The 22,985-nt window shown below is 68.2% G+C and carries 21 protein-coding genes and 2 pseudogenes; 18 read left to right on the top strand and 5 right to left on the bottom strand.

What is annotated here, in order from left to right; translation table 11 throughout:
• Positions 1–227 precede the first annotated feature (227 nt).
• Positions 228–3,842, top strand: coding sequence for a chromosome segregation protein SMC (gene smc / locus ACQPW1_RS36645; protein WP_433656974.1), 3,615 nt, complete (start codon positions 228–230; stop codon positions 3,840–3,842).
• A gap of 8 nt (positions 3,843–3,850) precedes the next feature.
• Here smc and ACQPW1_RS36640 read toward each other — a convergent pair whose 3' ends face one another.
• Together ACQPW1_RS36640 and ACQPW1_RS36635 are read right to left on the bottom strand one after the other, a co-directional pair.
• Positions 3,851–4,060: a hypothetical protein gene (locus tag ACQPW1_RS36640; protein WP_433656972.1), complete on the bottom strand. Its 210-nt coding sequence runs from the start codon at positions 4,058–4,060 to the stop codon at positions 3,851–3,853.
• Between the two features lie 28 nt (positions 4,061–4,088).
• The gene (locus tag ACQPW1_RS36635) at positions 4,089–5,006 is read right to left on the bottom strand and encodes an NmrA family NAD(P)-binding protein (RefSeq protein WP_433656970.1); all 918 of its coding nucleotides are present in this window, start codon (positions 5,004–5,006) and stop codon (positions 4,089–4,091) included.
• A 105-nt stretch (positions 5,007–5,111) separates the two neighbouring features.
• Between ACQPW1_RS36635 and ACQPW1_RS36630 the strand changes: the two genes are divergently transcribed.
• On the top strand, positions 5,112–5,885 hold the full coding sequence (locus ACQPW1_RS36630) for a TetR/AcrR family transcriptional regulator (RefSeq protein ID WP_433656968.1): 774 nt from the start codon (positions 5,112–5,114) through the stop codon (positions 5,883–5,885).
• 263 nt (positions 5,886–6,148) lie between these two features.
• Here ACQPW1_RS36630 and ACQPW1_RS36625 read toward each other — a convergent pair whose 3' ends face one another.
• Positions 6,149–6,538 carry a DUF2237 family protein gene (locus tag ACQPW1_RS36625; RefSeq protein ID WP_396992204.1) on the bottom strand — a complete coding sequence of 130 codons (390 nt, stop codon included), beginning with the start codon at positions 6,536–6,538 and terminating at the stop codon, positions 6,149–6,151.
• Between the two features lie 119 nt (positions 6,539–6,657).
• Here ACQPW1_RS36625 and ftsY point away from each other — a divergent pair, with 119 nt between their 5' ends.
• The 6 genes from ftsY (at position 6,658) to ffh (ending at position 15,077) form a co-directional block, all read left to right on the top strand.
• Positions 6,658–8,259 (top strand): signal recognition particle-docking protein FtsY, encoded by a 1,602-nt coding sequence (ftsY, locus tag ACQPW1_RS36620; protein ID WP_433656966.1) that lies wholly within the window; start codon positions 6,658–6,660, stop codon positions 8,257–8,259.
• 322 nt (positions 8,260–8,581) lie between these two features.
• A complete protein-coding gene (locus ACQPW1_RS36615) occupies positions 8,582–9,961 on the top strand; it encodes an ammonium transporter (protein ID WP_433656964.1) in 1,380 nt (459 codons plus the stop codon).
• 5 nt (positions 9,962–9,966) lie between these two features.
• Positions 9,967–10,305, top strand: coding sequence for a P-II family nitrogen regulator (locus ACQPW1_RS36610; RefSeq protein ID WP_040737447.1), 339 nt, complete (start codon positions 9,967–9,969; stop codon positions 10,303–10,305).
• A gap of 163 nt (positions 10,306–10,468) precedes the next feature.
• Positions 10,469–12,931: a [protein-PII] uridylyltransferase gene (locus tag ACQPW1_RS36605; protein WP_433656962.1), complete on the top strand. Its 2,463-nt coding sequence runs from the start codon at positions 10,469–10,471 to the stop codon at positions 12,929–12,931.
• A gap of 118 nt (positions 12,932–13,049) precedes the next feature.
• Entirely contained in the window at positions 13,050–13,364 is a 315-nt protein-coding gene (locus tag ACQPW1_RS36600) for a hypothetical protein (protein WP_357378324.1), read from the top strand.
• 147 nt (positions 13,365–13,511) lie between these two features.
• Complete coding sequence (gene ffh / locus ACQPW1_RS36595; protein ID WP_433656960.1) at positions 13,512–15,077, top strand: signal recognition particle protein; 1,566 nt, start codon at positions 13,512–13,514, stop codon at positions 15,075–15,077.
• Between the two features lie 181 nt (positions 15,078–15,258).
• Here ffh and ACQPW1_RS36590 read toward each other — a convergent pair whose 3' ends face one another.
• Positions 15,259–15,456: a hypothetical protein gene (locus ACQPW1_RS36590; RefSeq protein ID WP_433656958.1), complete on the bottom strand. Its 198-nt coding sequence runs from the start codon at positions 15,454–15,456 to the stop codon at positions 15,259–15,261.
• A gap of 7 nt (positions 15,457–15,463) precedes the next feature.
• Here ACQPW1_RS36590 and ACQPW1_RS36585 point away from each other — a divergent pair.
• The 6 genes and pseudogenes from ACQPW1_RS36585 to ACQPW1_RS36560 form a co-directional block, all read left to right on the top strand.
• A pseudogene (locus tag ACQPW1_RS36585) lies at positions 15,464–15,979 on the top strand (LysR family transcriptional regulator); the annotation flags it as partial.
• 40 nt (positions 15,980–16,019) lie between these two features.
• Positions 16,020–16,460, top strand: a pseudogene (locus ACQPW1_RS36580) (LysR substrate-binding domain-containing protein); the annotation flags it as partial.
• Between the two features lie 342 nt (positions 16,461–16,802).
• Entirely contained in the window at positions 16,803–17,942 is a 1,140-nt protein-coding gene (locus ACQPW1_RS36575; RefSeq protein WP_433656956.1) for an amidohydrolase family protein, read from the top strand.
• 142 nt (positions 17,943–18,084) lie between these two features.
• Positions 18,085–19,068, top strand: a complete 984-nt coding sequence (locus ACQPW1_RS36570; RefSeq protein WP_433656955.1) for an LLM class F420-dependent oxidoreductase — start codon at positions 18,085–18,087, stop codon at positions 19,066–19,068.
• Between the two features lie 61 nt (positions 19,069–19,129).
• On the top strand, positions 19,130–19,885 hold the full coding sequence (locus ACQPW1_RS36565; RefSeq protein WP_433656953.1) for a class I SAM-dependent methyltransferase: 756 nt from the start codon (positions 19,130–19,132) through the stop codon (positions 19,883–19,885).
• 79 nt (positions 19,886–19,964) lie between these two features.
• Positions 19,965–20,516: a dihydrofolate reductase family protein gene (locus ACQPW1_RS36560; RefSeq protein WP_433656951.1), complete on the top strand. Its 552-nt coding sequence runs from the start codon at positions 19,965–19,967 to the stop codon at positions 20,514–20,516.
• 90 nt (positions 20,517–20,606) lie between these two features.
• Here ACQPW1_RS36560 and ACQPW1_RS36555 read toward each other — a convergent pair whose 3' ends face one another.
• Positions 20,607–20,759, bottom strand: coding sequence for a hypothetical protein (locus ACQPW1_RS36555; protein ID WP_433656949.1), 153 nt, complete (start codon positions 20,757–20,759; stop codon positions 20,607–20,609).
• Between the two features lie 228 nt (positions 20,760–20,987).
• On the opposite strand from ACQPW1_RS36555, the gene rpsP reads away from it, so the two are divergent.
• The 4 genes from rpsP to trmD all read left to right on the top strand — a co-directional run bounded on the left by rpsP (position 20,988) and on the right by trmD (position 22,969).
• A complete protein-coding gene (gene rpsP / locus ACQPW1_RS36550) occupies positions 20,988–21,425 on the top strand; it encodes a 30S ribosomal protein S16 (protein WP_433656947.1) in 438 nt (145 codons plus the stop codon).
• A gap of 82 nt (positions 21,426–21,507) precedes the next feature.
• A complete protein-coding gene (locus tag ACQPW1_RS36545) occupies positions 21,508–21,750 on the top strand; it encodes an RNA-binding protein (protein ID WP_011210690.1) in 243 nt (80 codons plus the stop codon).
• Positions 21,751–22,275 carry a ribosome maturation factor RimM gene (gene rimM / locus ACQPW1_RS36540; protein WP_433656945.1) on the top strand — a complete coding sequence of 175 codons (525 nt, stop codon included), beginning with the start codon at positions 21,751–21,753 and terminating at the stop codon, positions 22,273–22,275.
• Between the two features lie 7 nt (positions 22,276–22,282).
• Positions 22,283–22,969 (top strand): tRNA (guanosine(37)-N1)-methyltransferase TrmD, encoded by a 687-nt coding sequence (gene trmD, locus ACQPW1_RS36535; RefSeq protein ID WP_433656943.1) that lies wholly within the window; start codon positions 22,283–22,285, stop codon positions 22,967–22,969.
• Positions 22,970–22,985: the final 16 nt, after the last annotated feature.

Raw genomic sequence — 22,985 nt, 5'->3', positions numbered from 1 at the left:
CGGGGGTATTCGACACACGACGGATACCATGGCTGGTCGCCCGCGTCTGCTGACCAGGCAGAAGACGGCGGCGTGCGCGATGAGCCCGGCGACGGGCGAGGTTGCGGAAACCGACGAAGGCCGCCAATCGGAACCGGCGACGTGAGCGTTCGGCCCGGAGGCGGCAGCTTGCGTAACCACGGAGGGGCGGCGAAGGTCGCCAATCCAACACGGAAAGGGTCGTCGACTTGCATCTCAAGAGCCTGACGTTGAAGGGCTTCAAGTCCTTCGCGTCCGCGACGACGCTGCGGTTGGAGCCCGGTATCACCTGCGTGGTCGGTCCGAACGGATCCGGCAAGTCCAACGTGGTCGACGCGTTGACCTGGGTGATGGGCGAGCAGGGCGCGAAGGCGCTGCGCGGCGGCAAGATGCAGGACGTGATCTTCGCGGGCACCGCGGGACGGGCCGCGCTCGGCCGCGCCGAGGTCACCCTCACCATCGACAACTCCGATGGCGCGCTGCCGATCGACTACGCCGAGGTGTCCATCACCCGGCGGATGTTCCGGGACGGTGCGGGCGAATACGAGATCAACGGCAGCTCCTGCCGATTGATGGATGTGCAGGAGCTGCTCAGCGACTCCGGCATCGGCCGCGAGATGCACGTCATCGTCGGGCAGGGTCAGCTCTCGGCCATTCTGGAATCGCGCCCGGAGGATCGGCGCGCGTTCATCGAAGAGGCCGCGGGCGTGCTCAAGCACCGCAAGCGCAAAGAGAAGGCGGTCCGCAAGCTCGAGGCCATGCAGGCCAACCTGGCCCGCCTCACCGACCTCACCACCGAACTGCGCCGCCAGCTCAAGCCGCTCGGCAGGCAGGCCGAGGTGGCTCGTCGCGCGCAGACCGTGCAGGCCGACCTGCGCGACTCGCGGATGCGCCTGGCCGCCGACGACCTGGTGACCCGCCGCGGCGAGCTGGAGAGCCAGCAGAGCAAGGAAGCCTACGCCCGCGAGCAGCACATCAACGTGCACAGCGAACTCGACGCCGCCAATGCCGCACTGGCGCAGCAGGAATTCCAGCTGTCCCGGCTGACGCCGAGCGCCGAGGCCGCCGCACAGATCTGGTTCCAGCTGTCCGCGCTGGCCGAGCGGGTCAACGCGACCATCCGGATCGCCCAGGACCGGGCCCGCCATCTCGACACCGAAACCCCGGTCGGCAGCGGGCGCGACCCGGAGCAGCTGGAGGCCGAAGCCGAGCGGGTGGAGGCCGAGGAGGCCGAGCTGCGCGAGGCGGTCGAGATCGCGACCGAGACCCTCGAGGCGGCCAGGGACGCGCTGGCCGAACGCGAGCACACCGCCAAGGCCGCGGAGCAGGCGCACCTGGCCGCCGTGCGGGCGATCGCGGATCGTCGCGAAGGCGTGGCGCGGCTGGTCGGCAAGGTCGACACCTTGCGCACCAGGGCACAGTCTTTCGATGGTGAGATCGCCCGGCTGACCACCTCGATCGCCGACGCCAGGCAGCGTGGCGACGCGGCGCAGGCCGAATTCGACACGGTGCAGACCGAACTCAGCGAGCTGGACGCCGGCGAGGCGGGCCTGGACGCGCAGCACGAACACGCGGTGCAGGCGCTCGCGCTCGCCGATCAGCGGGTCACCGAACTGCGCGAACAGGACCGTGAGGCGAGCAAGCGGGTCGCGTCGCTGTCGGCGCGGATCGAGGCGCTCAGTATGGGTCTGGCCCGTCGCGACGGTGCCGCCTGGTTGGTGGAGCATCGGTCGCAGGGACTGCTCGGACCGCTGTCCGGACTGTTGCGGGTGCACGGCGGGTTCGAGGCCGCGGTCGCCGCCGCGCTCGGTCCGCTCGCCGATGCCGTCGCGGCGGACACCGGCGAATCGGCGCACGACGCCATCCGCGCGTTGAAGGACGCCGACGGTGGTCGTGCCGCACTGGTATTCGGCGCGGGTGGCGGTAGCCGCCCGCAGCTCGGCCAGCTGCCGGGTGCCGCACGTTGGCTCGCCGATGTGGTGGAGTGCCCGGACAGCGTGCGTGCCGCGATCTCGGCACTGACCACCGGTATCGCGGTGGTCGACGACTTGGCCACCGCCCGCTCGGTGGTGGCGGCCCGACCGGACGTGCGCGTGGTCACCCGCGACGGCGACCTCACCGGATCCGGTTGGCTGCTGGGCGGTTCCGACCGCGCGCCGAGCCAGCTGGAGATCCAGGCCGACATCGACGGCGCCAAAGCCGATCTCGTCGCGGCACAACGGCGGGCCGAGGAACTCGAGGCGGCACTGTCCGGCGCGCTGGCCGAACAGACCGATCGCAAGGACGCCGTCGACCAGGCGCTGCTCGCGCTGCACGAATCCGATCAGTCGCTGGTCGCCATCTACGACCGGCTCGGCAGGCTCGGCCACGCGGCCCGCACCGCACAATCCGACAGCGAGCGGCTGCTCTCGCAGCGCACGGAAGCCGAAGCGAGCCGGGAGGAATCACTCACCTCGCTGGCCGAAATCGAGGACCGGCTGCGCAATGCCGAACTCGAACAGTCCGAGATCGACTCCGACGGCACCTCTGCGGGCACCGAGACCGCGGGCCGCGAACGCGAGGAGGCCGCCGCCGCGCTGGCCGAGGCACGGTCGATGGAGGTGGAGGCGCGCCTTTCGGTGCGCACCGCCGAGGAACGCGCGGAATCGGTTCGCGGCAAGGCGGATTCGTTGCGTCGGGCCGCGCGCGCCGAGCGCGAGACCCGCGCCCGCGCCGAACGCGCCCAGGCCTCGCGCAAGAAGGCCGCCGAAGTCGCTGCGGCAGTGGCGGAATCCGGCGCTCGCGTTGCCGCGGAGCTGGAAAAGGTTGTCGCCGAAGCGGGTACCCGCCGCGACGACCTGGTCCGCCGTCGTGGCGAGGCCGCCGCCCAGGTCGAGCAGGTCAAGGAGCGGGTGCGCGCGTTGTCCACCCAGCTGGCCCAGCTCACCGACGCGGTGCACCGCGACGAGGTGGCGAAAGCCCAAGCGGCGCTGCGCATCGAGCAGCTCGAGACCACCATCTCCGAGCAGTTCGGCATCGCGCTCAGCGACCTGATCGCCGAGTACGGCCCCGACGTGCCGCTGCCGCCGACGGACCTGGAATGGCAGGAGTACGAGCAGGCTAAGGAGCGTGGCGAACAGGTCACCGCGCCCGCGCCGATGCCCTACGACCGGACCTCCCAGGAACGTCGCGCCAAACGCGCCGAGAAGGACCTCGCCACCCTCGGCAAGGTGAATCCCCTTGCACTGGAGGAGTTCGCCGCGCTCGAGGAGCGCTACAACTTCCTGGCCACCCAGCTCGAAGACGTCAAGAGCGCGCGCAAGGACCTCCTCGAGGTGGTCGCCGAGGTGGACGCCCGGATCCTGCAGGTGTTCACCGAGGCGTGGGAGGACGTCGAGCGCGAGTTCGTCGGCGTCTTCGCCAAGCTGTTCCCGGGCGGCGAGGGCAGGCTGATCCTCACCGACCCGTCCAACATGCTCACCACCGGCATCGAGGTGGAGGCCAGGCCGCCGGGCAAGAAGGTCAAGCGGCTGTCGCTGCTGTCCGGTGGCGAAAAGTCGCTCACTGCGGTGGCGTTGCTGGTGGCCATCTTCCGCGCCCGCCCGTCACCGTTCTACGTGATGGACGAGGTCGAGGCCGCGCTCGACGACACCAACCTGCGCCGCCTGATCGGGCTGTTCGAGCAGCTGCGGGAGAAGAGCCAGCTGATCGTCATCACCCACCAGAAGCCGACCATGGAGATCGCCGACGCGCTCTACGGCGTCAGCATGCGCGGTGACGGCATCACCCAGGTCATCTCGCAGCGCCTCCGGGGCGAGAACCTCGCCCCGGTCGGCGCCGCGTAGTTCAGCCGCTAACTCTCGCGGACGACCCTGAGCACGACCACGCCGGACGTCAGATCCACCAGCGGATCGTCGCCGGACTCGCGATCGTCCACCTTGGCGACCGCGATCCACTCCTTGCGCTCGTGGATGTGCTTGCGCGATGGCCCGAACAGCTCGTCCACCTCGGCGCTGATCGGGTTCCGCAGTTGGCGGTTGGTCCGCCGTCGTCCCCACTTCACCTGATCGACGGTACGCCGCCGCCGTTGGTCAGTGCGGTGCGCTGACCTGGTCGTTGTTCAGCAGAGTCGTGATCTGGGCGGCACCGGTTTCGGTGAGCCAGGTGTCGAATGTGCGCAAGCCGGGATGGATTTCGCGGACAGCCACGATGTCGGCGCGCCAGCCGCCGGTCGCGCGCATCAGGCGCCAGGTGTGCGCGATCGAGTCGCCGAGTTCGGCGGCGGCCGCCTCGTCGAGTTCCTGGTAGCGGACCGGGTGGCCGGTGGCCTTGGTGATGGCTTCGGCCGCGGTCGGTGGCGTGATGGCGTCGCCCGCGAGTTCGAGGGTCTTGCCGTGCAGGCGGTCCGGGTCGGCGAAGGCCAGCGCGGCGATGTCGGCGATGTCGGCCAGGGCAATGACTTTCATCGGCCGATCGGCGGGGAAGAGGTGCCGGTGCACGCCGTCGACGATGCCGTCGACCGGGAAGCCGCGCATGAGGTAGTTCTCCATGAAGCGGACCGGGCGTAGCAGGGTGTAGCGGAGGCCGCTGTTCGCGATGGCGTTCTCGATCTGGCTCTTGCCTGCGGCGCCCCAGGTGTTGTCGCCACTGAACGAGGCGATGCCGGTGAACACGATCTGCTCGACCCCGGCGCGGCGGGCCGCGTCGACGAGTGCGATTCCGCGTTGGGCTTCGAGGTCGACATCCCAGCCCTGCGGGCCGTGGGCCGCTGGTGGCACCGCGAAAAGCGCTGCGGCACCGGCGAGTGCGGCGGGAAGTGTGCCTGGGTCGTCGAAGTCGCCGACGACGAGTTCCGCGCCTGCACTGGCCAAGGCCTGGGCGGCGGGTGCGTGTGGGTCACGGACCAGCGCCCGCACCGCCCTGCCGTCCGCGAGCAGCCTGCGGGCGGTCGTGCCGCCCTGCTTGCCGGTGGCGCCGGTGACCAGGACGAGGTTGTGCTGAGGGGACATGCGTGCCTTCTCTGTCGATAGAATCGGGTCGGACAACCCGCATTTCGGACCATACGGGTGCCCTGACCCGGTTGACCAGGTCGCGCAAGGGAAGGCCGTAACGAAATGACCGCTTCTGTCGAGGCTCCGTCCAACACTGCCGCGCGAGCCGATGCCAGGCGCAACCGCGCGCTGGTGCTGGCCGCCGCGCAACGGGCGTTCGCCGAGCACGGCCCCTCGGTGTCGCTCGCCGAGGTGGCCCGCCGGGCCGGGGTCGGCGCGGGCACCGTCTACCGGCACTTCCCGACCAAATTCGATCTGCTGGAAGCGGTTATGCAGCAGCGCGTCGATCGGCTGGCCAAGCTGGCCGCCGACCACCTCGATGCGCCGGATCCCGGTGCGGCGTTCTTCGACTTCTGCACCGAGGTGGTGGCCTCGACGCCGGGCAACGAGGCGCTCTGTGAACTGATGCAATCCGACGACGGCTGGCCGCGCGCCCTGATGATGAGCGCGGGGGCGCGCTTCCATAAGGCGCTGGGGGCATTGCTGCAGGCCGGGCAGCGTCAGGGCGCGGTGCGCGGCGATATCGAGGTGTCCGATGTGCTGGCCATCTTCACCGGATGCGTTGCCATCCAACGCCTTCAGCAGTCCAAAGGACGGATCGACCGCACCGCGGCGATTGTGCTCGACGCAATGCGTGCCGTACCGGGCGTAACGAATCGTGCTCCCGAAGCCAATGTGCGTAACGAATCGTCGGATCGTAACGAAACCGGTGACCACCGCTGCCCGGTCTGCGACGCGACGATTCGGCACACCGGAACCGGACGTCGCGCCCGCTACTGCTCGGCGGCCTGCCGCCAGAAGGCGCACCGCCAACGCACCGCCGCCCGCCGATCATGATCACCCCCACTGCCGCACCCTGTCTCGGGATCCGCACCGGCTTTAGGGCCCTATTCCGAGTGCGGATCCCGAGAGCAGGTGCAGATCTGTGACACGGTCCGCGCGGCGGGCGGGGCTGTGATCTGAATCGCATTGTGCGAGGACGGGATCGGATGGCGCAAAAGCGACGCGGGTCGAAACTGGACGTGGCCCGAACGGGTCGGGGACAGAGCCGGTCGGCAGCCGTGGCGCGGGCCGCGGGCTGCCGCCGGGGGATGGGCGGGTTACAACAGGTCGCTGACGTCGTTGGGCACGTCCACGGCGTACTTGCGCAGGATGTCCATCGAGATCACTTCCAGGGCGTTTTCGTGGGTGGCGGCCAGCACTACGGGTGCGGCGACACCGTCCTCATGCGCGTGTAACCACCGCACGGCCACCACGCACCACCGGTCCCCTGGTTGTAGGCCCGGGAAGTTGTTCTCCGGGCGCGGGGTACTCAGATCGTTGCCGATGGACGCCTGGTGTTCCAGGAATTCGGCCGTGACGACGGTGCACACGGTGTGGCTACCGAGATCCTCCGGCCCGGTGCTGCAGCAGCCGTCCCGGTAGAACCCGGTGAGAGGATCGGCGCCGCACTCTTCCAGCGGCCCCCCAAGCACGTTTCGATCGGTCACGTCGCCGATCCTATTGCCACCTCGCGAGAAGTTCCGCAGGACAAGAAATCTCGGGGGTTGTGTCTCGGCCTCGGGGCGGCGTGGTAAAGCGGGCCGCTTCGTTCTGCAAGGATGGGCGCGTGAGTTCCGCAGCCTGGATCCTGATCGTCGTCGTCGCCGCCTTACTGCTGGTGGTGCTTGTTGTCGGATTTGTCCGGTACAAGCGCTCCCGGGTATCGCTGACGCCGCCGCCTGCCGACAAAGAACTGACCGACAAGTCCGGTGGTTATGCGGCGTCGGGCGGGTTCAACTTCAGTCGAGGCGGTGCGGCGACCAAGGAGCCGCAGCCGGTCGAGCGCACCGACACGGACGGCCAGCCGCACGTCGGCGACGACGCGGCCATCCCGCGCGACGCGCCGAAGCGGGGGATCACGAATGTCGCGCTGCCGGAGACCGACGTCGTCGAGGCGCCGGAAACCGAGTCCGGCTCGGACACGGCGGCTGCGCCGAAGAGCACGGACACCGCGGAGTCTGTAGAGACGGGCACGACTCCGGCTCCGGGCACGGCTGACACCGCATCGGATGAATCCGGCACTGCCGAATCCGGCACTGTGTCCCCTGAGTCCGGTAGTGCGTCTGTTGAATCGGCCCCGGCCGAGACCGGAACGCCCCCCGTCAAGCCGGGCACATCGCCGACCGGGAAGGGCGCAGCGCCGTCCGGACCAGCCGGAGCGCTGAGCGGCAGGGACACGGCCCCGACCGAAACCGCCGCTCCCGACACCGCTGCGGGCGCCGAAGCCCCCATCCCTCTCGAAGACATCGACCCCACCGCGGGCCGCCTCGTCCGCCTCCGCGGCCGCCTGTCCCGTTCGCAGAACGCGGTCGGCAAGAGCCTGCTCGGCCTGCTCGGCGGCGGCGACCTCGACGACGACTCGTGGGAAGAGGTAGAGGACACCCTGGTGCTCGCCGACCTCGGCACCGCCAGCACCGCCGCCGTGGTCAAGCGGCTGCGCGAGGAAATGGCCTCGCGCAGCGTCCGCACCACCGACGAGGCCCGCGCGGTCCTGCGCGACGTGCTGATCGAGGCGCTGCGCCCGGAACTCGACCGCTCGATCCGCGCCCTGCCGCACGCCGACCACCCGTCGATCCTGCTCGTCGTCGGCGTCAACGGCACCGGAAAGACCACCACCACCGGCAAACTCGCCCGCGTGCTCGTCGCCGACGGCCGCCGCGTGCTGCTCGGCGCGGCCGACACCTTCCGTGCCGCCGCCGCCGACCAGCTGCAGACCTGGGGCGAGCGCGTCGGCGCCGACACCATCCGCGGCAAGGAATCCGCCGACCCGGCCGCCGTTGCCTTCGACGCGGTGACCGCGGGCATCGAGCGCGGCGTCGATGTGGTGATGATCGATACCGCGGGCCGCCTGCACACCAAGACCGGCCTGATGGACGAGCTCGGCAAGGTCAAGCGCGTCGTAGAGAAGAAGGCCGCCGTCGACGAGGTACTGCTCGTGCTCGACGCCACCGTCGGCCAGAACGGCCTGATGCAGGCCCGGGTGTTCGCCGAGGTCGTCGACATCACCGGCGTGGTGCTCACCAAGCTCGACGGAACGGCCAAGGGCGGCATCGTCTTCCAGGTCCAGCACGAGCTGGGCGTCCCGGTGAAGCTGGTCGGCCTCGGCGAGGGCGCCGACGATCTGGCGCCGTTCGAGCCGGGCGCCTTCGTGGACGCACTGCTCGGCTGATCCGCAGACTCGATTGATCCGAAGGCTCGGTACCGGTCCGCGCCCATGGGATGTTTTCGTGTTTTTGCGAGGAAAGCTGTCGCAAACGGAATGTTTGCTGTGCATACTCGTCAGTAACCGCATATCCCTTTTGTCCGAAACTAGCTTTCCGTGCGCCCGGAAAGTCGCGGCGTAAACCACGAAACGTGGAAGCAACACAACTGGCCCATCCGTTCACGCAGGTGAAACACGCCAGCTCTGTGGATGAAACACCAAGTGAGGACCCTTCTGTGCAGGTCCATTTGCCGGAGTCGGCAGGGCCCGAGATGAGGAGGACTTTAAGGTGGCTTTTCCCCTTACCGGTGCACCGGACACTGGTGACACCGCATGGATGCTGGCGAGTTCAGCGCTTGTGTTGTTGATGACGCCCGGTCTGGCATTCTTCTACGGCGGCATGGTCCGTTCGAAGAACGTGCTGAACATGATCATGATGAGCATCAGCGCCATGGGACTCGTCGGCGTGCTGTGGTCGCTGTACGGATACTCGATGGCGTTCGGTGACAACAAATTCGGCGTAATCGGCGATCCCGCGCAGTTCTTCGGACTGAAGGGATTGATCGGCGGTAACGCCGTTCCCGAAGTCAAGGACGCGAGCGGCGCCGTCACCACGGCGGCGACGAATATCCCACTCCTCGGCACGATTCCGATGACCGTGTTCGTCGCATTCCAGCTGATGTTCGCCATCATCACGGTCGCCCTCATCTCGGGCGCGGTCGCCGACCGCCTCAAGTTCGGTTCCTGGCTGCTGTTCGCCGGCATCTGGGTCACCGTCGTGTACTTCCCGGTCGCGCACTGGGTCTTCGACTTCGACGCCAAGGACGCCAACGGCACCGTCGTGCACGAGGGCGGCTGGATCGCCAACAAGCTGCTCGCGGTCGACTTCGCCGGTGGTACCGCGGTGCACATCAACGCCGGTGCGGCCGCGCTCGCGCTCGTCCTGGTCCTCGGAAAGCGTAAGGGGTGGCCGACCACCCCGTTCCGCCCGCACAACCTGCCGTTCGTCATGCTCGGCGCCGGTCTGCTGTGGTTCGGCTGGTTCGGCTTCAACGCGGGCTCCGCGCTCACCTCGGGCGGCCTGGCCGGCTCCACCTTCATCACCACCGCCATCGCGACCGCTGCCGGTCTGCTCGGCTGGATCCTGGTGGAGAAGTTCCGCGACGGTAAGCCGACCTCGCTCGGCGCGGCCTCGGGCATCGTCGCGGGCCTGGTCGCGATCACCCCGTCCTGCTCCTCGGTGAACGTGCTCGGCGCGCTCGCCATCGGCGCCGTGGCCGGTGCGCTCTGCGCCCTCGCGGTGGGTCTGAAGTACAAGTTCGGCTTCGACGACTCGCTCGACGTGGTCGGCGTGCACCTGGTCGGCGGCATCGTCGGCACCCTGATGGTCGGCCTGGTCGCCGCGCCCGAGGCGGGCGCGGGCAAGACCGGTCTCTTCTACGGCGGCGGCATCGATCAGCTGTGGCGTCAGGCGGTGGGTGCCGGTGCGGTGCTTGCCTTCTCCTTCATCGCCAGCCTGATCATTGCCTATATCGTGAAGTTCACCATTGGGCTGCGCGCGAGCGACGAAGCCGAGTCGGTGGGCTTGGACGAGTCCGAGCACGCGGAAACCGCCTACGATTTCGCCGCTGTGGGCAACACGGCACGTTCGGCCGTCAAGGAGGCATGACGAACATGAAACTGATCACCGCAATCGTCAAACCGTTCACACTCGAGGACGTCAAGACCGGGCTCGAGCAGGCGGGCGTGCTCGGCATGACTGTCAGCGAGGTCCAGGGTTACGGCCGCCAGAAGGGTCACACCGAGGTCTACCGCGGTGCCGAGTACTCCGTGGATTTCGTGCCCAAGGTTCGGGTCGAGGTGGTCGTCGACGACGCGTCCGTGGACAAGGTCGTCGAGGTGATCGTCGAGGCCTCGCGCACCGGCAAGATCGGTGACGGCAAGGTCTGGGTGACTCCGGTCGACACGATCATCCGAGTGCGGACCGGCGAACGCGGTACCGACGCTCTGTAACGAATATCGATCGAGTGGCGGCCCCGCCTCCCACCGGAGCACCGGTCGGGGCGGGGCCGCATCGTATGGATGGGTGGTGGGTAGTGAGCGAGCGCCAGCGAGCGAACCAAGAAGCCAGCGCGCTGCGGCGCATGCCGGGACCGAGCGTCAGCGAGGGGTCGGCATGAGCAGCAACGAGCACGGCGCCGGAGAAGCTAACGGCGGCAAGGTATCCAATGGAGCGGCCGACTTGGTCCGCGCTAGAACCCAATTGCTCGATGGCGGCATGCCACGCAACCCTCGGCTCGACGCCGAATCCTTACGACAGGCCCTGGTCGATCTCTACGAGCTGTGGCTCACCAGCAAGGGCACCGAGCTCGGCATCACCAGGGACAGTGGCCTCGCCGTGGTCGCCGTCGGCGGGCTCGGTCGCCGGGAGATGCTGCCGTACTCCGATCTGGATCTGGTGCTGCTGCACGACGACGTCGACCCGGCCAGGGTCGCCGAGGTGGCCGACCAGCTCTGGTATCCGCTGTGGGACGCCCACATCAAGCTCGACCACAGCGTGCGGACCGTGCCGCAGGCGCTGCGGGTGGCCGCCGACGATCTCATCGCCGCGCTCGGCATGCTCGAGGCCAGACACATCGTCGGCGATCATGACCTGAGCAACCTGCTGATCGGCGGGGTGCGCCGGGAATGGCGGACCGGGATTCGTACCCGGTTCGACGAGCTGATCGCGCAGGCCGAGGCGCGGTGGCAGCGCAGCGGCGAGATCGCGCATCGCGCCGAACCCGATCTGAAGAACGGGCGCGGCGGGCTACGGGACATCCAGTTGCTCGATGCCCTGGCCATTGCCCAATTGACCGATGCCATGCCAGGACTCGGTCCCGAGGTGCCCGGAGGTGGCCTGAAACAGGCACACCGACGGTTGCTAGATGTTCGCACGGAGTTGCATCGGGTGGCCGGTCGAGCCCGTGACCAGCTACGAGCCCAGGATGCCGACGAGATCGGCGCGGCGCTGCGCATCGGCGACCGCTTCGATCTCGCCCGCACACTGAGCGACTCCGCGCGGACGGTCAGCTACTCGGTGGATGTCGGATTGCGTACCGCGGCAAACGCTTTGCCGCGGCGCGGTCTGGCCCGCCTCCGCCGCATGCCAGTGCGTCGGCCGCTCGATGAGGGGGTGGTCGAGCACGCGGGGGAGGTGGTGCTGGCCAGGGACGCGCGGCCACAGCGCGACCCCGGCCTCATCCTCCGAGTGGCGGCCGCGTCGGCGCAGACCGGGCTGCCGATGTCGGCCACCACGCTGAACCGACTATCCGAAGACGCGCCCGAGCTACGTGAGCCGTGGCCCAAGGACGCCCTCAACGACCTGCTGGTCCTGCTGGGCGCGGGCCGCGGCGCCATCGACTCGATCGAGGCCCTCGACCGAACGGGCTTGTGGGGCAGGCTACTTCCGGAATGGGGCGCCGTCCGTGACCTACCGCCGCGCGACGCCCTGCACACCTGGACCGTCGATCGTCACCTGATGGAGACGGTCTCCTACGCCAGCGCGATGAGCACCCGCGTCGCCCGGCCGGACCTGCTCGCCCTCGGCGCATTGCTGCACGACATCGGCAAGGGCCGCGCGGGCGACCACAGCGTCGTCGGCGCCGAACTGGCCACGCACATCGGCCGCCGCCTCGGCCTCTGGCCATCGGACGTACGCACCCTGAGCGCCGTCGTACGCCACCATCTGCTGCTCCCGGACACCGCGACCCGCCGCGACCTGGCCGACCCCGCCACCGTCCAGCACGTGGTCGACGCGCTCGGCGGCGATCCGGAACTGCTGGAACTGCTGCACACTCTGGCCGAGGCGGATTCGCTGGCCACCGGCCCCGGCGTGTGGGGCGACTGGAAGGCCTCGCTGATCGGCGATCTGGTCCGGCGTTGCCGCCTGGTGATGGCGGGCGGCGAGTTGCCGACGCCGGAACCGATCGCACCGGAACTGGTCGCCAAGGCCAAGGCGGGCGGCGTGCACGTCGAACTGAAGCCAGGGGAGGGCAAGTACACCTACACGGTCACCGTGATCGCGCCGGACAGCGCGGGCCTGCTCTCCGACGCCGCCGGGGTGCTCGCACTGCATTCGCTGCGGGTGCTCTCGGCCTCGCTCGGCGTCGAAGGCGATTCCGCCATCGACACTTTCGTGGTGTCGCCGAAGTTCGGTGATCCGCCGGACGCCGGACTGCTGCGTCAGGAATTGATCCGCGCCATCGCCGGTGACCTGGACGTGCCCGCTGTGCTCGCGAAGCGCGAGCGCGAGGCGAGCGGCGTCGGACCGAGCCAGTACGCGCAGGCCCAACCGCGAGTGCTGTGGTCCAGTACGTCGGTGCCCGGACAGGTGCTGCTGGAACTGCGCGCCGAGGATCGGATCGGTGTGCTGAGTCGGCTCGCCGCCGCGCTGGAGGACGGCGGCGCCGACGTCCGCTGGGCGAAAGTGGTGACCATGGGCTCGGCCGTCGTCGACACCTTCTGCCTCGACCTGGGTTCCGCCGACAGCCCAGACCGCCGGGCGGACCTCGAAAAGGCGATCCTGGCCGTCGTCCCGCGGCCGGCGCCGAAGAAGCCCGCGGACGGTATGCCGGGGCCAGAGATCATCGGCTCCTGACCTTCGCTATCGAGTAACCAATCTGTTGCACATCATTTGCTGGAACCTATATCTCGAGGCTCCCTCACGTTCTACTATCAGAGCGTCTGGCTATCGCTAGCATGAGGGGAGCACGTCGGTGGCAATTGAAGTTGTTTCGGCGTCGATGATGACGAGCGACGAAACCACGCACATGGCGCGGTGCGTCGGCGGGGATCGCTGGGTTGTTTCCTGGCTACCGGGTCGCACATTGACCGGACAACAGGCTGTGACCGCCATGACCATCGCCTCCACGGTCGCCAACTCACGAATCCCCACCACCACGGAATGGGCCATCCTCGATGACCTGGCACTCGAGCTGGGACTGACCGCCCGCGAGGCGGTGTACATGGTGGCCAAGGAGAATCACGACTATCGCAAGACGGCCAAACCGCGTCGCCGTTCGCTCGAATAAGACCTGCTGTTAGCGTGGGAAATCCAGCGACCGGGAAGCGAAATGCCCCGGTCGCTTTCCCGCGCGTTCATCCCCGTGCGCAGAGTTGTCGGCTATCCCATTACCCTGGGAGGCAATTGACGTCCCCCGAGATCAGGAGCGCGATCGGTGTTCGAATCCCTGTCCGACCGGCTTACCGGTGCCCTCAAGGATCTGCGTGGTAAGGGGCGTCTGTCACCGGCCGACATCGACGCCACCTGTCGTGAGATCCGGCTAGCCCTGCTCGAAGCCGACGTCGCGCTGCCGGTGGTGCGCGGTTTCATCGCCCGAATCAAGGAGCGCGCCAAGGGCGCCGAGGTCTCCGCGGCGCTGAATCCCGCCCAGCAGGTCGTCAAGATCGTCAACGAGGAACTCGTCGGCATCCTCGGCGGCGAGACCCGCCGGCTGACCCTGGCCAAGAACCCGCCGACCGTGATCATGCTCGCCGGTCTGCAGGGTGCCGGTAAGACGACCCTCGCGGGCAAGCTCGCCAAATGGCTGAAGGGACAAGGACATCAGCCGTTGCTGGTGGCCTGCGACCTGCAGCGTCCCGGCGCTGTCACCCAGCTGCAAGTGGTCGGTGAGCGCGCGGGCGTGCCCGTGTTCGCGCCGCACGGCGGCACCTCCATCGGCGGCGGCGACAACGCGCTCGGTGTCTCGGCCGCCGACCCGATCGAGGTCGCCCGCAGCGGTATCGAAGAGGCCCGCAGCAAGCAGTACGACGTGGTCATCGTCGACACCGCCGGTCGCCTCGGCATCGACGAAGAGCTGATGCGGCAGGCCGCGGGCATCCGCGACGCCGTGCAGCCGGACGAGACGCTGTTCGTGCTCGACGCGATGATCGGTCAGGACGCGGTCGCCACCGCACAGGCCTTCCGTGACGGCGTCGGCTTCACCGGTGTCGTGCTCACCAAGCTCGACGGCGACGCCCGCGGTGGTGCCGCGCTGTCGGTGCGCGAGGTGACCGGTGCGCCGATCATGTTCGCCTCCACCGGTGAGAAGCTCGAGGACTTCGACGTCTTCCACCCGGACCGGATGGCCAGCCGCATCCTCGGCATGGGCGACGTACTCAGCCTGATCGAGCAGGCCGAGCAGATCTACGACCAGGAACAGGCCGAGGAAGCCGCCCGCAAGATCGGCAGCGGCGAGATGACGCTCGAGGACTTCCTCGATCAGATGCTCGCCATCCGCAAGATGGGCCCGATCGGCAACCTGCTCGGCATGCTGCCCGGCGCGGGTCAGATGAAGGACGCCCTCGCGGCCGTCGACGACAAGTCGCTGGACCGGGTGCAGGCGATCATTCGCGGTATGACGCCGGCCGAGCGGGACAATCCGAAGATCATCAACGCGTCTCGTCGGCTGCGCATCGCCAACGGTTCCGGCGTGCAGGTGTCGGAGGTCAATCAGCTCGTCGATCGGTTCTTCGAAGCCAAGAAGATGATGGCGATGATGGGCCGTCAGATGGGCATGCCCGGATCCCGTCGCGGCAACAACAAAAAGGGCAAGAAGGGGAAGAAGGGCGGCCGCGGGCCGACTCCGCCGAAGTTGCGCGGTGGTATGCCGGGCATGCCCGCGGGGATGCCCGGGATGCCTGCGGGCATGCCGGATATCTCGAATATGCCCCCCGGTCTGGACCAGTTGCCGCCCGGGCTCGAAGGTTTCGATATCTCGAAGCTGAAGTTCCCCAAGAACTGACACGTTTACGCCGCCCCGCACCGAGATCGCCGGTGCGGGGCGGTTTTTCATGGGTCACGTCAAGCTGCGATGAGCCCCGCGCGCGGTGATGAGCCCCGCGCGCGGTTTGGCGCCCCGCGGACGAATTCGCCAGCAGTTTCGTGCGCGGCGGGAGAATGCGTGCGCGGCGGCCTCGCGCGGGTCAGGGCGTGACGAGTCGGCGCGCGGTGGTTTCCAGCCAGACATTCAGGGTGCCGCAAACGCAGCGGGTGTAGACGATCACGCCCTCCGAGGTCCGATGGCTCGACACGGTGGCGCTGGGCTGATCGACCGGCCAGCCGCACTGTCGGCAGCCGTGCTGGTCGGCGGGTTCGGTCGGTGCGGCGGCTGAAGCGGTCATACCTCGAATGGTTGCCGGAGATCACGTTCGAATCCATCAAAAGATTTCGCACCGAATCATGTTGAATAAGTGCATGATCGACCCCCGCCTGCACACCCTCCGGTTGTTGCGTGAACACGGAACGGTGACCGCGGCCGCGGCAGCGCTGCACCTCACACCCTCCACGGTGTCCCAGCAATTGCGTTTGCTCGCAAAGGAACTGGACGTGCAGCTGCTGGAGCAGATCGGCCGCCGAGTGCGCCTGACCTCCGCCGCGCACACCCTGCTGCGGCACGCCGACGAACTGTTCGCGCAGGCCGAGCGGGCCAGGGCCGAGCTCGCCGCACACCGCACCGGCATCAGCGGCGTGCTGCGGATCAGCGCCATGCCGACGGCACTTGTCGCGCTGGTCGCACCCGCCGCGGCTCGGCTGCGCGACGCCAACCCGCTGCTGGCGATCGAGATGAGCGAGGACGAAAGCAGGCACTGCTTCGACCTGCTGCTCACCGGCGACAGCGATATCGGCGTCCTGATCCCGACGCCGGGCAGCCCCGCCCCCCGACGATCCCCGTTTCGAACAGCGCCAGCTGATCGACGAGCCACAAGACCTGCTGGTCCCGGTCGGCCACCGCCTGGCCGACTGCCGCAGCGTCGCGCTGGCCGAGGCCGCCGAGGAGCCCTGGGTCGGCGCCCCGGACCGAGTCGCGCACTGCGCGCTCCAGCTGGGCGCCTGCGCCGCCGCCGGTTTCATGCCCCGCATCACCCAGCGCGGCGTCGACTGGATCGGCATCTCCGCCATGGTCGCCCACGGCTTCGGCGTCAGCCTGATCCCCCGCCTGGCCACCCTCCCCGCCGACCACGCAGTCATCCGCATCCCACTACACGGCGACGCCGCCCCCACCCGCCGCCACATTATCTGCATCCGCCGAGGAAGCGCCGCCCAACCAGCCATCGCGGCCGGGCTCGCCGCAGTCCGCGAGGTCTGCCGCGAACGCACCGACATCACGCTGGTCGACCCCGCCTAACCAGCCCCAACCGAGCGTCCCGCGCACGTTGTGTCCCGCCGCGCGTGAATTCGCCAGCTGTTCCGTGCGCAGCAGGAGAATCGGTGCGCGTGATGGCGGTCGGTTTGCCGCCACCCGGCGGGTGACGACTCCAGCTGACGCCTCCCGCCGGGGGACCGGCCTGCTGCGCCCAAGCTCGACGGTGCTCCTCGCGCGCGTTGTGTGTCGCCGCGCGTGAATTCGCTGGCTGTTCCGTGCGCGGCAGGAGAATCGGTGCGCGGGATGGGGCCGCTTGCCGCTGATCGGAGGAAGCGTCGACAGCGCGGCAGTCGTCGGCGGGCCGGGCGTGTGACGGGCTGGGGGATGGGCGTTAGGTTGGAGGCAGCCGACGACGTCCAGGAGGTTGCTGTGCATCTGCGAGGTGTGGTTCTCCCTGGGGAGGAAGTCCGCGATCTGTGGGTGCGGGATGGGCTGGTGTCGTTCGAGCCGGTGCCTGGCGCCGAAACACTGTGTCGCACAGGCTGGATCGTGCCGGGGCTGGTCGACGCGCACTGCCACGTCGGGATCCGGTATGGCGGGGGAGACGAGGATCGCGACGGGGCCATCGCGCAGGCGGAGACCGAACGTGATGCTGGCGCGCTGCTGTTGCGCGACGCCGGTTCGCCCATCGACACCCGGTTCATCGATGACCATGAGGAACTGCCGCGGATCATCCGTGCGGGCCGCCATATCGCCCGCCCACGTCGCTACATCCGTGAGTTGGGCATCGAGCTCGACGATGAACGCGACCTGCCGGAGATCGTCGCGGAACAGGCTCGCTTCGGTGATGGCTGGGTGAAGATCGTCGGTGACTGGATCGACCGCTCCGTCGGCGATCTGCGCCCCCTGTGGAGCGACGCCATCCTCAAAGAGGCCATCGACGCGGCCCACGCCAACGGGGCCCGTGTCACCGCGCATGTCTTCGGCGAAGACGCACTCCCCGGCCTGATCGACGCGGGCATCGACTGCCTCGAGCACGGCACCGGCCTCACCGACGACACCATCGAGATGATGGTCGAACACGGCACCGCCCTCGTGCCGACCCTCGTCAACATCGATACCTTCCCCGAAATCGCCGACAGCGCAAGCAAATTCCCCACCTACGCCGCGCACATGCGCGACCTGCACCGCCGCGTCCGCACCACCGTCGCCAACGCCCACGACGCGGGCGTCCCCATCTTCGCGGGCACCGACGCGGGCGGTTCCATCCGGCACGGCCGCATCGCCGACGAGATCACCGCCCTGTCCGGCGCTGGCCTGTCCGCCCACGACGCCCTCGGCGCCGCCTCCTGGAACGCCCGAACCTGGCTCGGCCGCCCCAGCATCGAACCCGGCGCCCCCGCCGATTTCGTTGTCTACCACGAGGACCCACGCACCCACCCCGAGGTGTTGATCACCCCCCACGCCGTAGTCCTACGCGGCCGCCTGTACGCCCACCACGACCCCGTCACTGGCCACCGGTAGCGCACCGCCGCCCGGCCCGGCGTCCCCGCCGAGGTCGAGGGGGAACTGGTGCTGTTGGCCTCTCGCGATTTGCCTGCACCAGTTTCCCCTGATCATGAACGCGCGTTCGGGCGTCACGGGGGCGCGCGTATCGTCGGGCGGTATGAGCATTCGTCTCGGCTATCAGATGCCCAACTTCAGCTATGGACAGCCGGTTCGTGAGCTGTTCCCGACGGTGGTCGCGCAGGCCAGGGAGGCCGAGGCGGCGGGGTTCGACACCGTGTTCGTGATGGACCACTTCTATCAGCTGCCGGGGATCGGTAATCCGGACGATCCGATGCTGGAGTCCTACACCGCGCTGTCCGGGATCGCCGCATCCACCGAGCGAATTCAGTTGTCGGCGTTGGTGACCGGCAACACCTACCGCAATCCGGCACTGCTCGCGAAGACCGTCACCACGCTCGATCTGGTCAGCGCGGGTCGTGCGATCCTCGGCATCGGCGCGGGCTGGTTCGAGCTCGAGCACAAGTCGTTCGGCTTCGAATTCGGTACGTTCACCGATCGTTTCGAGCGCCTCGACGAGGCATTGCAGATCATCAAGCCGATGCTGCGCGGCGAGCACGCCACCTTCGACGGCAAGTGGTACCACACCGACAACGCGATCAACGAGCCGCGCCTGCGCGACGATCTGCCGATCATGCTCGGCGGCGCGGGCGAGAAGAAGACCTTCGCGCTGGCCGCCCGCTACGCCGACCACCTCAACATCATCTGCAATGCCTCGGAACTGCCGCAGAAGATCGCGGCCCTGCACCAGCGCTGCGCCGAGGTCGACCGCGACCCGGCCACCCTGGAGGTCAGCTACCTGTGCTTCCTGATGGTCGACGAGGACGGCGATCAAGCCCGTAAGGAGCAGCGAGACATGCTGCGCGGCATCGGTATCGACGTGGACGCCCTCTCCGATGAGGAGCGCGCGCAGAGCATCGCCGATCGTCAATTCGTCGGCGCGCCCGACGAAGTAGCCGAGCAGTTGCAGACCAGGGTTCTCGATCAAGGCGTGCAAGGGATCATCGTCAATATGATCACCAATGGCCACCAGCCCGGCGCGGTCGATCTCGCCGGACGCACCCTCGCTCCGCTGGTCCGCTGAGCATCGAAGCCCTGAAAAGTGTTGGGGCGCGAAATTTCTCGATCTCGCTAGAATCGGCATTGTGACGACGACCACACCGCGGCGAGCGTCCTACGGCTTCGACGCGCCGCCGATCATGCTCATGCTCGGCGTTCTCGCGGTCGGCTTCCTGGTCGCCGCGGTCGCCAACGCGCTGGTCGGCAACACCGCGCCGGCCTGGCTGGCGTTCCTGATCGGCCTCGCCATGGCCGCCCAGTTCGGACTGTTCCTGCATGCCACCCGCCGCGGTAAGTTCCGCGCCTGGGACGGTCTGCTCGACGACCTCGGCCTGCGCGGCGACGAACGCCTGCTCGACCTGGGCTGCGGTCGGGGCGCGGTGTTGCTCGCCGCTGCCAAGCGTTTGCCCGAAGGCAGGGCCGTCGGCATCGACCTGTGGCGCTCGGTCGACCAGTCGGGCAACAGCCGCGCCACCACCGAGCGCAACGCCGTCGCCGAAGACGTCGCCGACCGAATCGAATTGCACACCGGCAACATGACCGCGCTGCCGTTCCGCAACGGCGAATTCGACGTGATCGTCTCCAGCCTCGCCATCCACAACATCAAAGCGTCCGCGGGCCGCGCCGCCGCGGTGCGTGAGGCGCTGCGCGTGCTGCGGCCCGGTGGCCACCTCGTGCTGGTCGATATCGGCCGGACCGGCGAATACGAGACCACCCTCACGGCCAACGGTGCCCAAACCCTCACCGCGCGTTCGCTCGGCTGGCAGCTGTGGTGGGGCGGACCGTGGACGCAGACCCACGCGCTCACCGCCGCGGCTCCTGCTGCGGCATCGGAGGGGTGAGCCGGTTCCCGAGGTACCGATGAATTCGGTTGGCGCGCCGCGTCTTCAGTAGTGGAGGTTTCCGACCGAAGGAGCAGCGATGCGGGATCTGATTGTTACCGAGAACATCACGCTGGACGGGGTGATCGAGGCAGCGGAGTGGTTCAACGTGGCCAATGCCGAAGGGGTGGATCAGTCCGACATCAACGAGGCCTTGGGCGCGCACATGGCGAGCTCCGACGCGGTGCTGCTCGGGCGGGTCTCCTTCGAGCAGATGCGCGGGTACTGGCCGAAGCAATCCGACGACACGACCGGCGTCACCGACCACCTGAACAAGGCGACGAAGTACGTCGTGTCCAGCACACTCGACGACCCAGAGTGGGAGAACACGGTCATCCTGCGCGGCATCGACGAGCTCCGCGCCGTGCAGGACCAGCCGGGCAAGGACATCGTGGCGACCGGCAGCATCCAGCTGGTCCACGCGCTCAGCGCCGCCGATCTGGTGGACGAGTACCGGATGTTCGTCTATCCGGTGGTCCGGGGTGCGGGTAAGCGACTGTTCGCCGACGCCCTCGAGATCCCGAAGCTGAAACTCGTTGAGACGCGCCCGTTCGACTCTGGGGTGGTTTTACTGCGCTACCGCAGGTCGTAGCGCGAGCCGCGCAGGCTGCGTTTCGGCGACAAGCGAAATGTATCCGGAGTCCCCGACGAGCCGTGGACACGTGCGAAATCAGCTGCTGACTCAGGTGAGGATGTGCACGATTCCCGAGACGATCCCGCGCAGCACGTGGAACAGACCGGTAGCGGCATACTCGACGGCGACGTCAGTGCCCACATCAGCCACGACCTCTCGGGTCGTGCTCTGATTGCGCCTGCGGCGACGGAAGATCCCCATGCCTCGTTTATAGCCGCGCGGCGCCGGTTCGCAACGTGCCAGGCGGGCGATTTCAGGTGAACGCTGCCCGTCTGGCAGAATGGACCACCGTCCTTCCGGACAAGTGTCAGCCCGTCTCCGGTCACGTACCGCGCGGCGGTCACACACTCCATGCGCTAAACCGGGCTCGCAGACCGTGCGGGTCGCTGAATTGCGCCGTGACCAACCTACGAAAGAGGCAGAACAAGCATGGCTGTTCGCATCAAGCTCACCCGCTTGGGCAAGATCCGCAACCCGCAGTACCGCATCGTCGTCGCCGACGCGCGCACCCGCCGGGACGGCCGGGCCATCGAGTCCATCGGCCTGTACCACCCGAAGGAAGAGCCGTCGCTCATCGAGATCGATTCCGAGCGCGCTCAGTACTGGCTGGGTGTCGGCGCGCAGCCGACCGAGCCCGTGCAGCGCCTGCTGGAGATCACCGGCGACTGGCAGAAGTTCAAGGGCCTGCCGGGCGCCGAGGGCACGCTGAAGGTCAAGGCCGAGAAGACGTCCAAGCTGGACCTGTTCAACGCCGCGCTGGCTTCGGCCGACAACGGCCCCACCGGCGAGGCCACCACCCCGAAGAAGAAGGCCGCCAAGAAGGAAGAGGCCGCCGAGGCGCCCGCCGCTGCTGAGGCCGCCGAGTAACCGTGAGCGAGCGTAGCGAGCGAACCACAGGCACAGCGCCCACGGCATTCACGACGGAGCCGAGCGCTAGCGAGGTGGAGTCGTGAGTGCTGTCGTCGCCGATGCCGTCGAACATCTTGTTCGCGGCATCGTCGCGAATCCCGATGACGTCCGCGTCGAGCTGATCACCGGCCGTCGCGGACGCACCGTCGAGGTGCATGTGCACCCCGACGACCTGGGCAAGGTGATCGGTCGCGGTGGTCGTACCGCGACCGCGCTGCGCACCCTCGTCGCCGGTATCGGCGGCCGGGGTATCCGGGTCGACGTGGTCGACACCGACCAGTAGATGGAACTTGTCGTAGGACGGGTCGCCAAGTCGCACGGCGTGCGCGGTGAACTGGTCGTCGAGATACGCACCGATGAGCCGGAGGCCCGGTTCGCGCCGGGCAGCACGCTGCGCGGTCGGCTGGCCCGATCCAAGGAAGTCCGCGACTTCACCGTGGAGTCGGCCCGAGAGCACTCGGGCCGGCTTCTGGTGTTTCTCGCCGGAGTCGGCGACCGGGACTCGGCCGACGCACTGCGCGGCACGCTGTTCTTCGTGAACAGCGAGGATCTGCCGCCGGGCGATGACCCGGACGAGTACTACGACCACGAACTCGAGGGGCTGACCGTCCAGCTCACCGACGCCACCGTGGTCGGCACCGTGCGTGAAGTGCTGCATTCCGCTGCGGGAGAACTACTTTCGGTGAAAGCCGCCGACGATGGCCGGGAGATCCTGATCCCGTTCGTCAACGCCATCGTGCCCACCGTGTCGCTCGCGGACCGACTGATCGTCATCGATCCGCCCGAAGGACTCCTCGATCCGGAATGAGGTCGGCGTGAAACTCGATGTCGTCACGATCTTTCCGGAATACCTGGAGCCGCTGCGAACGGCGTTGCTGGGCAAGGCAATCGATAAGGGGCTGATCTCCCTCGACGTGCACGACCTGCGCGGCTGGACGCATGACGTGCACAAGTCCGTCGATGACTCGCCGTATGGCGGGGGGCCGGGCATGGTCATGAAGCCCACCGTGTGGGGCGATGCTCTCGATGCGGTCTGCCCGGACGACGCGCTGCTCGTCGTCCCCACGCCTGCTGGCGTCCCGTTCACCCAGGAAACCGCGCACCGCTGGGCCAATGAAGAGCACCTCGTCTTCGCCTGTGGCCGCTACGAAGGCATCGATCAACGCGTCTTCGATGACGCGGCCCGCCGAGTTCGCGTCGAGGAAGTCAGCATCGGCGACTACGTCCTGATCGGCGGCGAGGCGGCCGTCCTCGTCATGACCGAAGCCGTCGTCCGCCTGCTCCCCGGCGTTCTCGGCAATCAGCAATCGCACCAAGAGGATTCGTTCTCCGACGGCCTGCTGGAAGGCCCGAGCTACACCCGCCCGGTCACCTGGCGCGACCTCGAAGTCCCTCCGGTCCTACTCTCCGGCGACCACGCCAAGGTAGCTGCCTGGCGTCGCGAACGATCCCTCGAGCGCACCCGGGAACGCCGCCCGGATCTCCTCCCCGACGCGGACTGAACCCTAAGTACGCCAA

Source organism: Nocardia sp. CA-128927 (assembly GCF_050955855.1).
Classification (GTDB): Bacteria; Actinomycetota; Actinomycetes; order Mycobacteriales; family Mycobacteriaceae; genus Nocardia.
The sequence above is the reverse complement of the archived record's forward strand: the minus strand, read 5'-3'. Positions and strand labels throughout refer to the sequence as shown.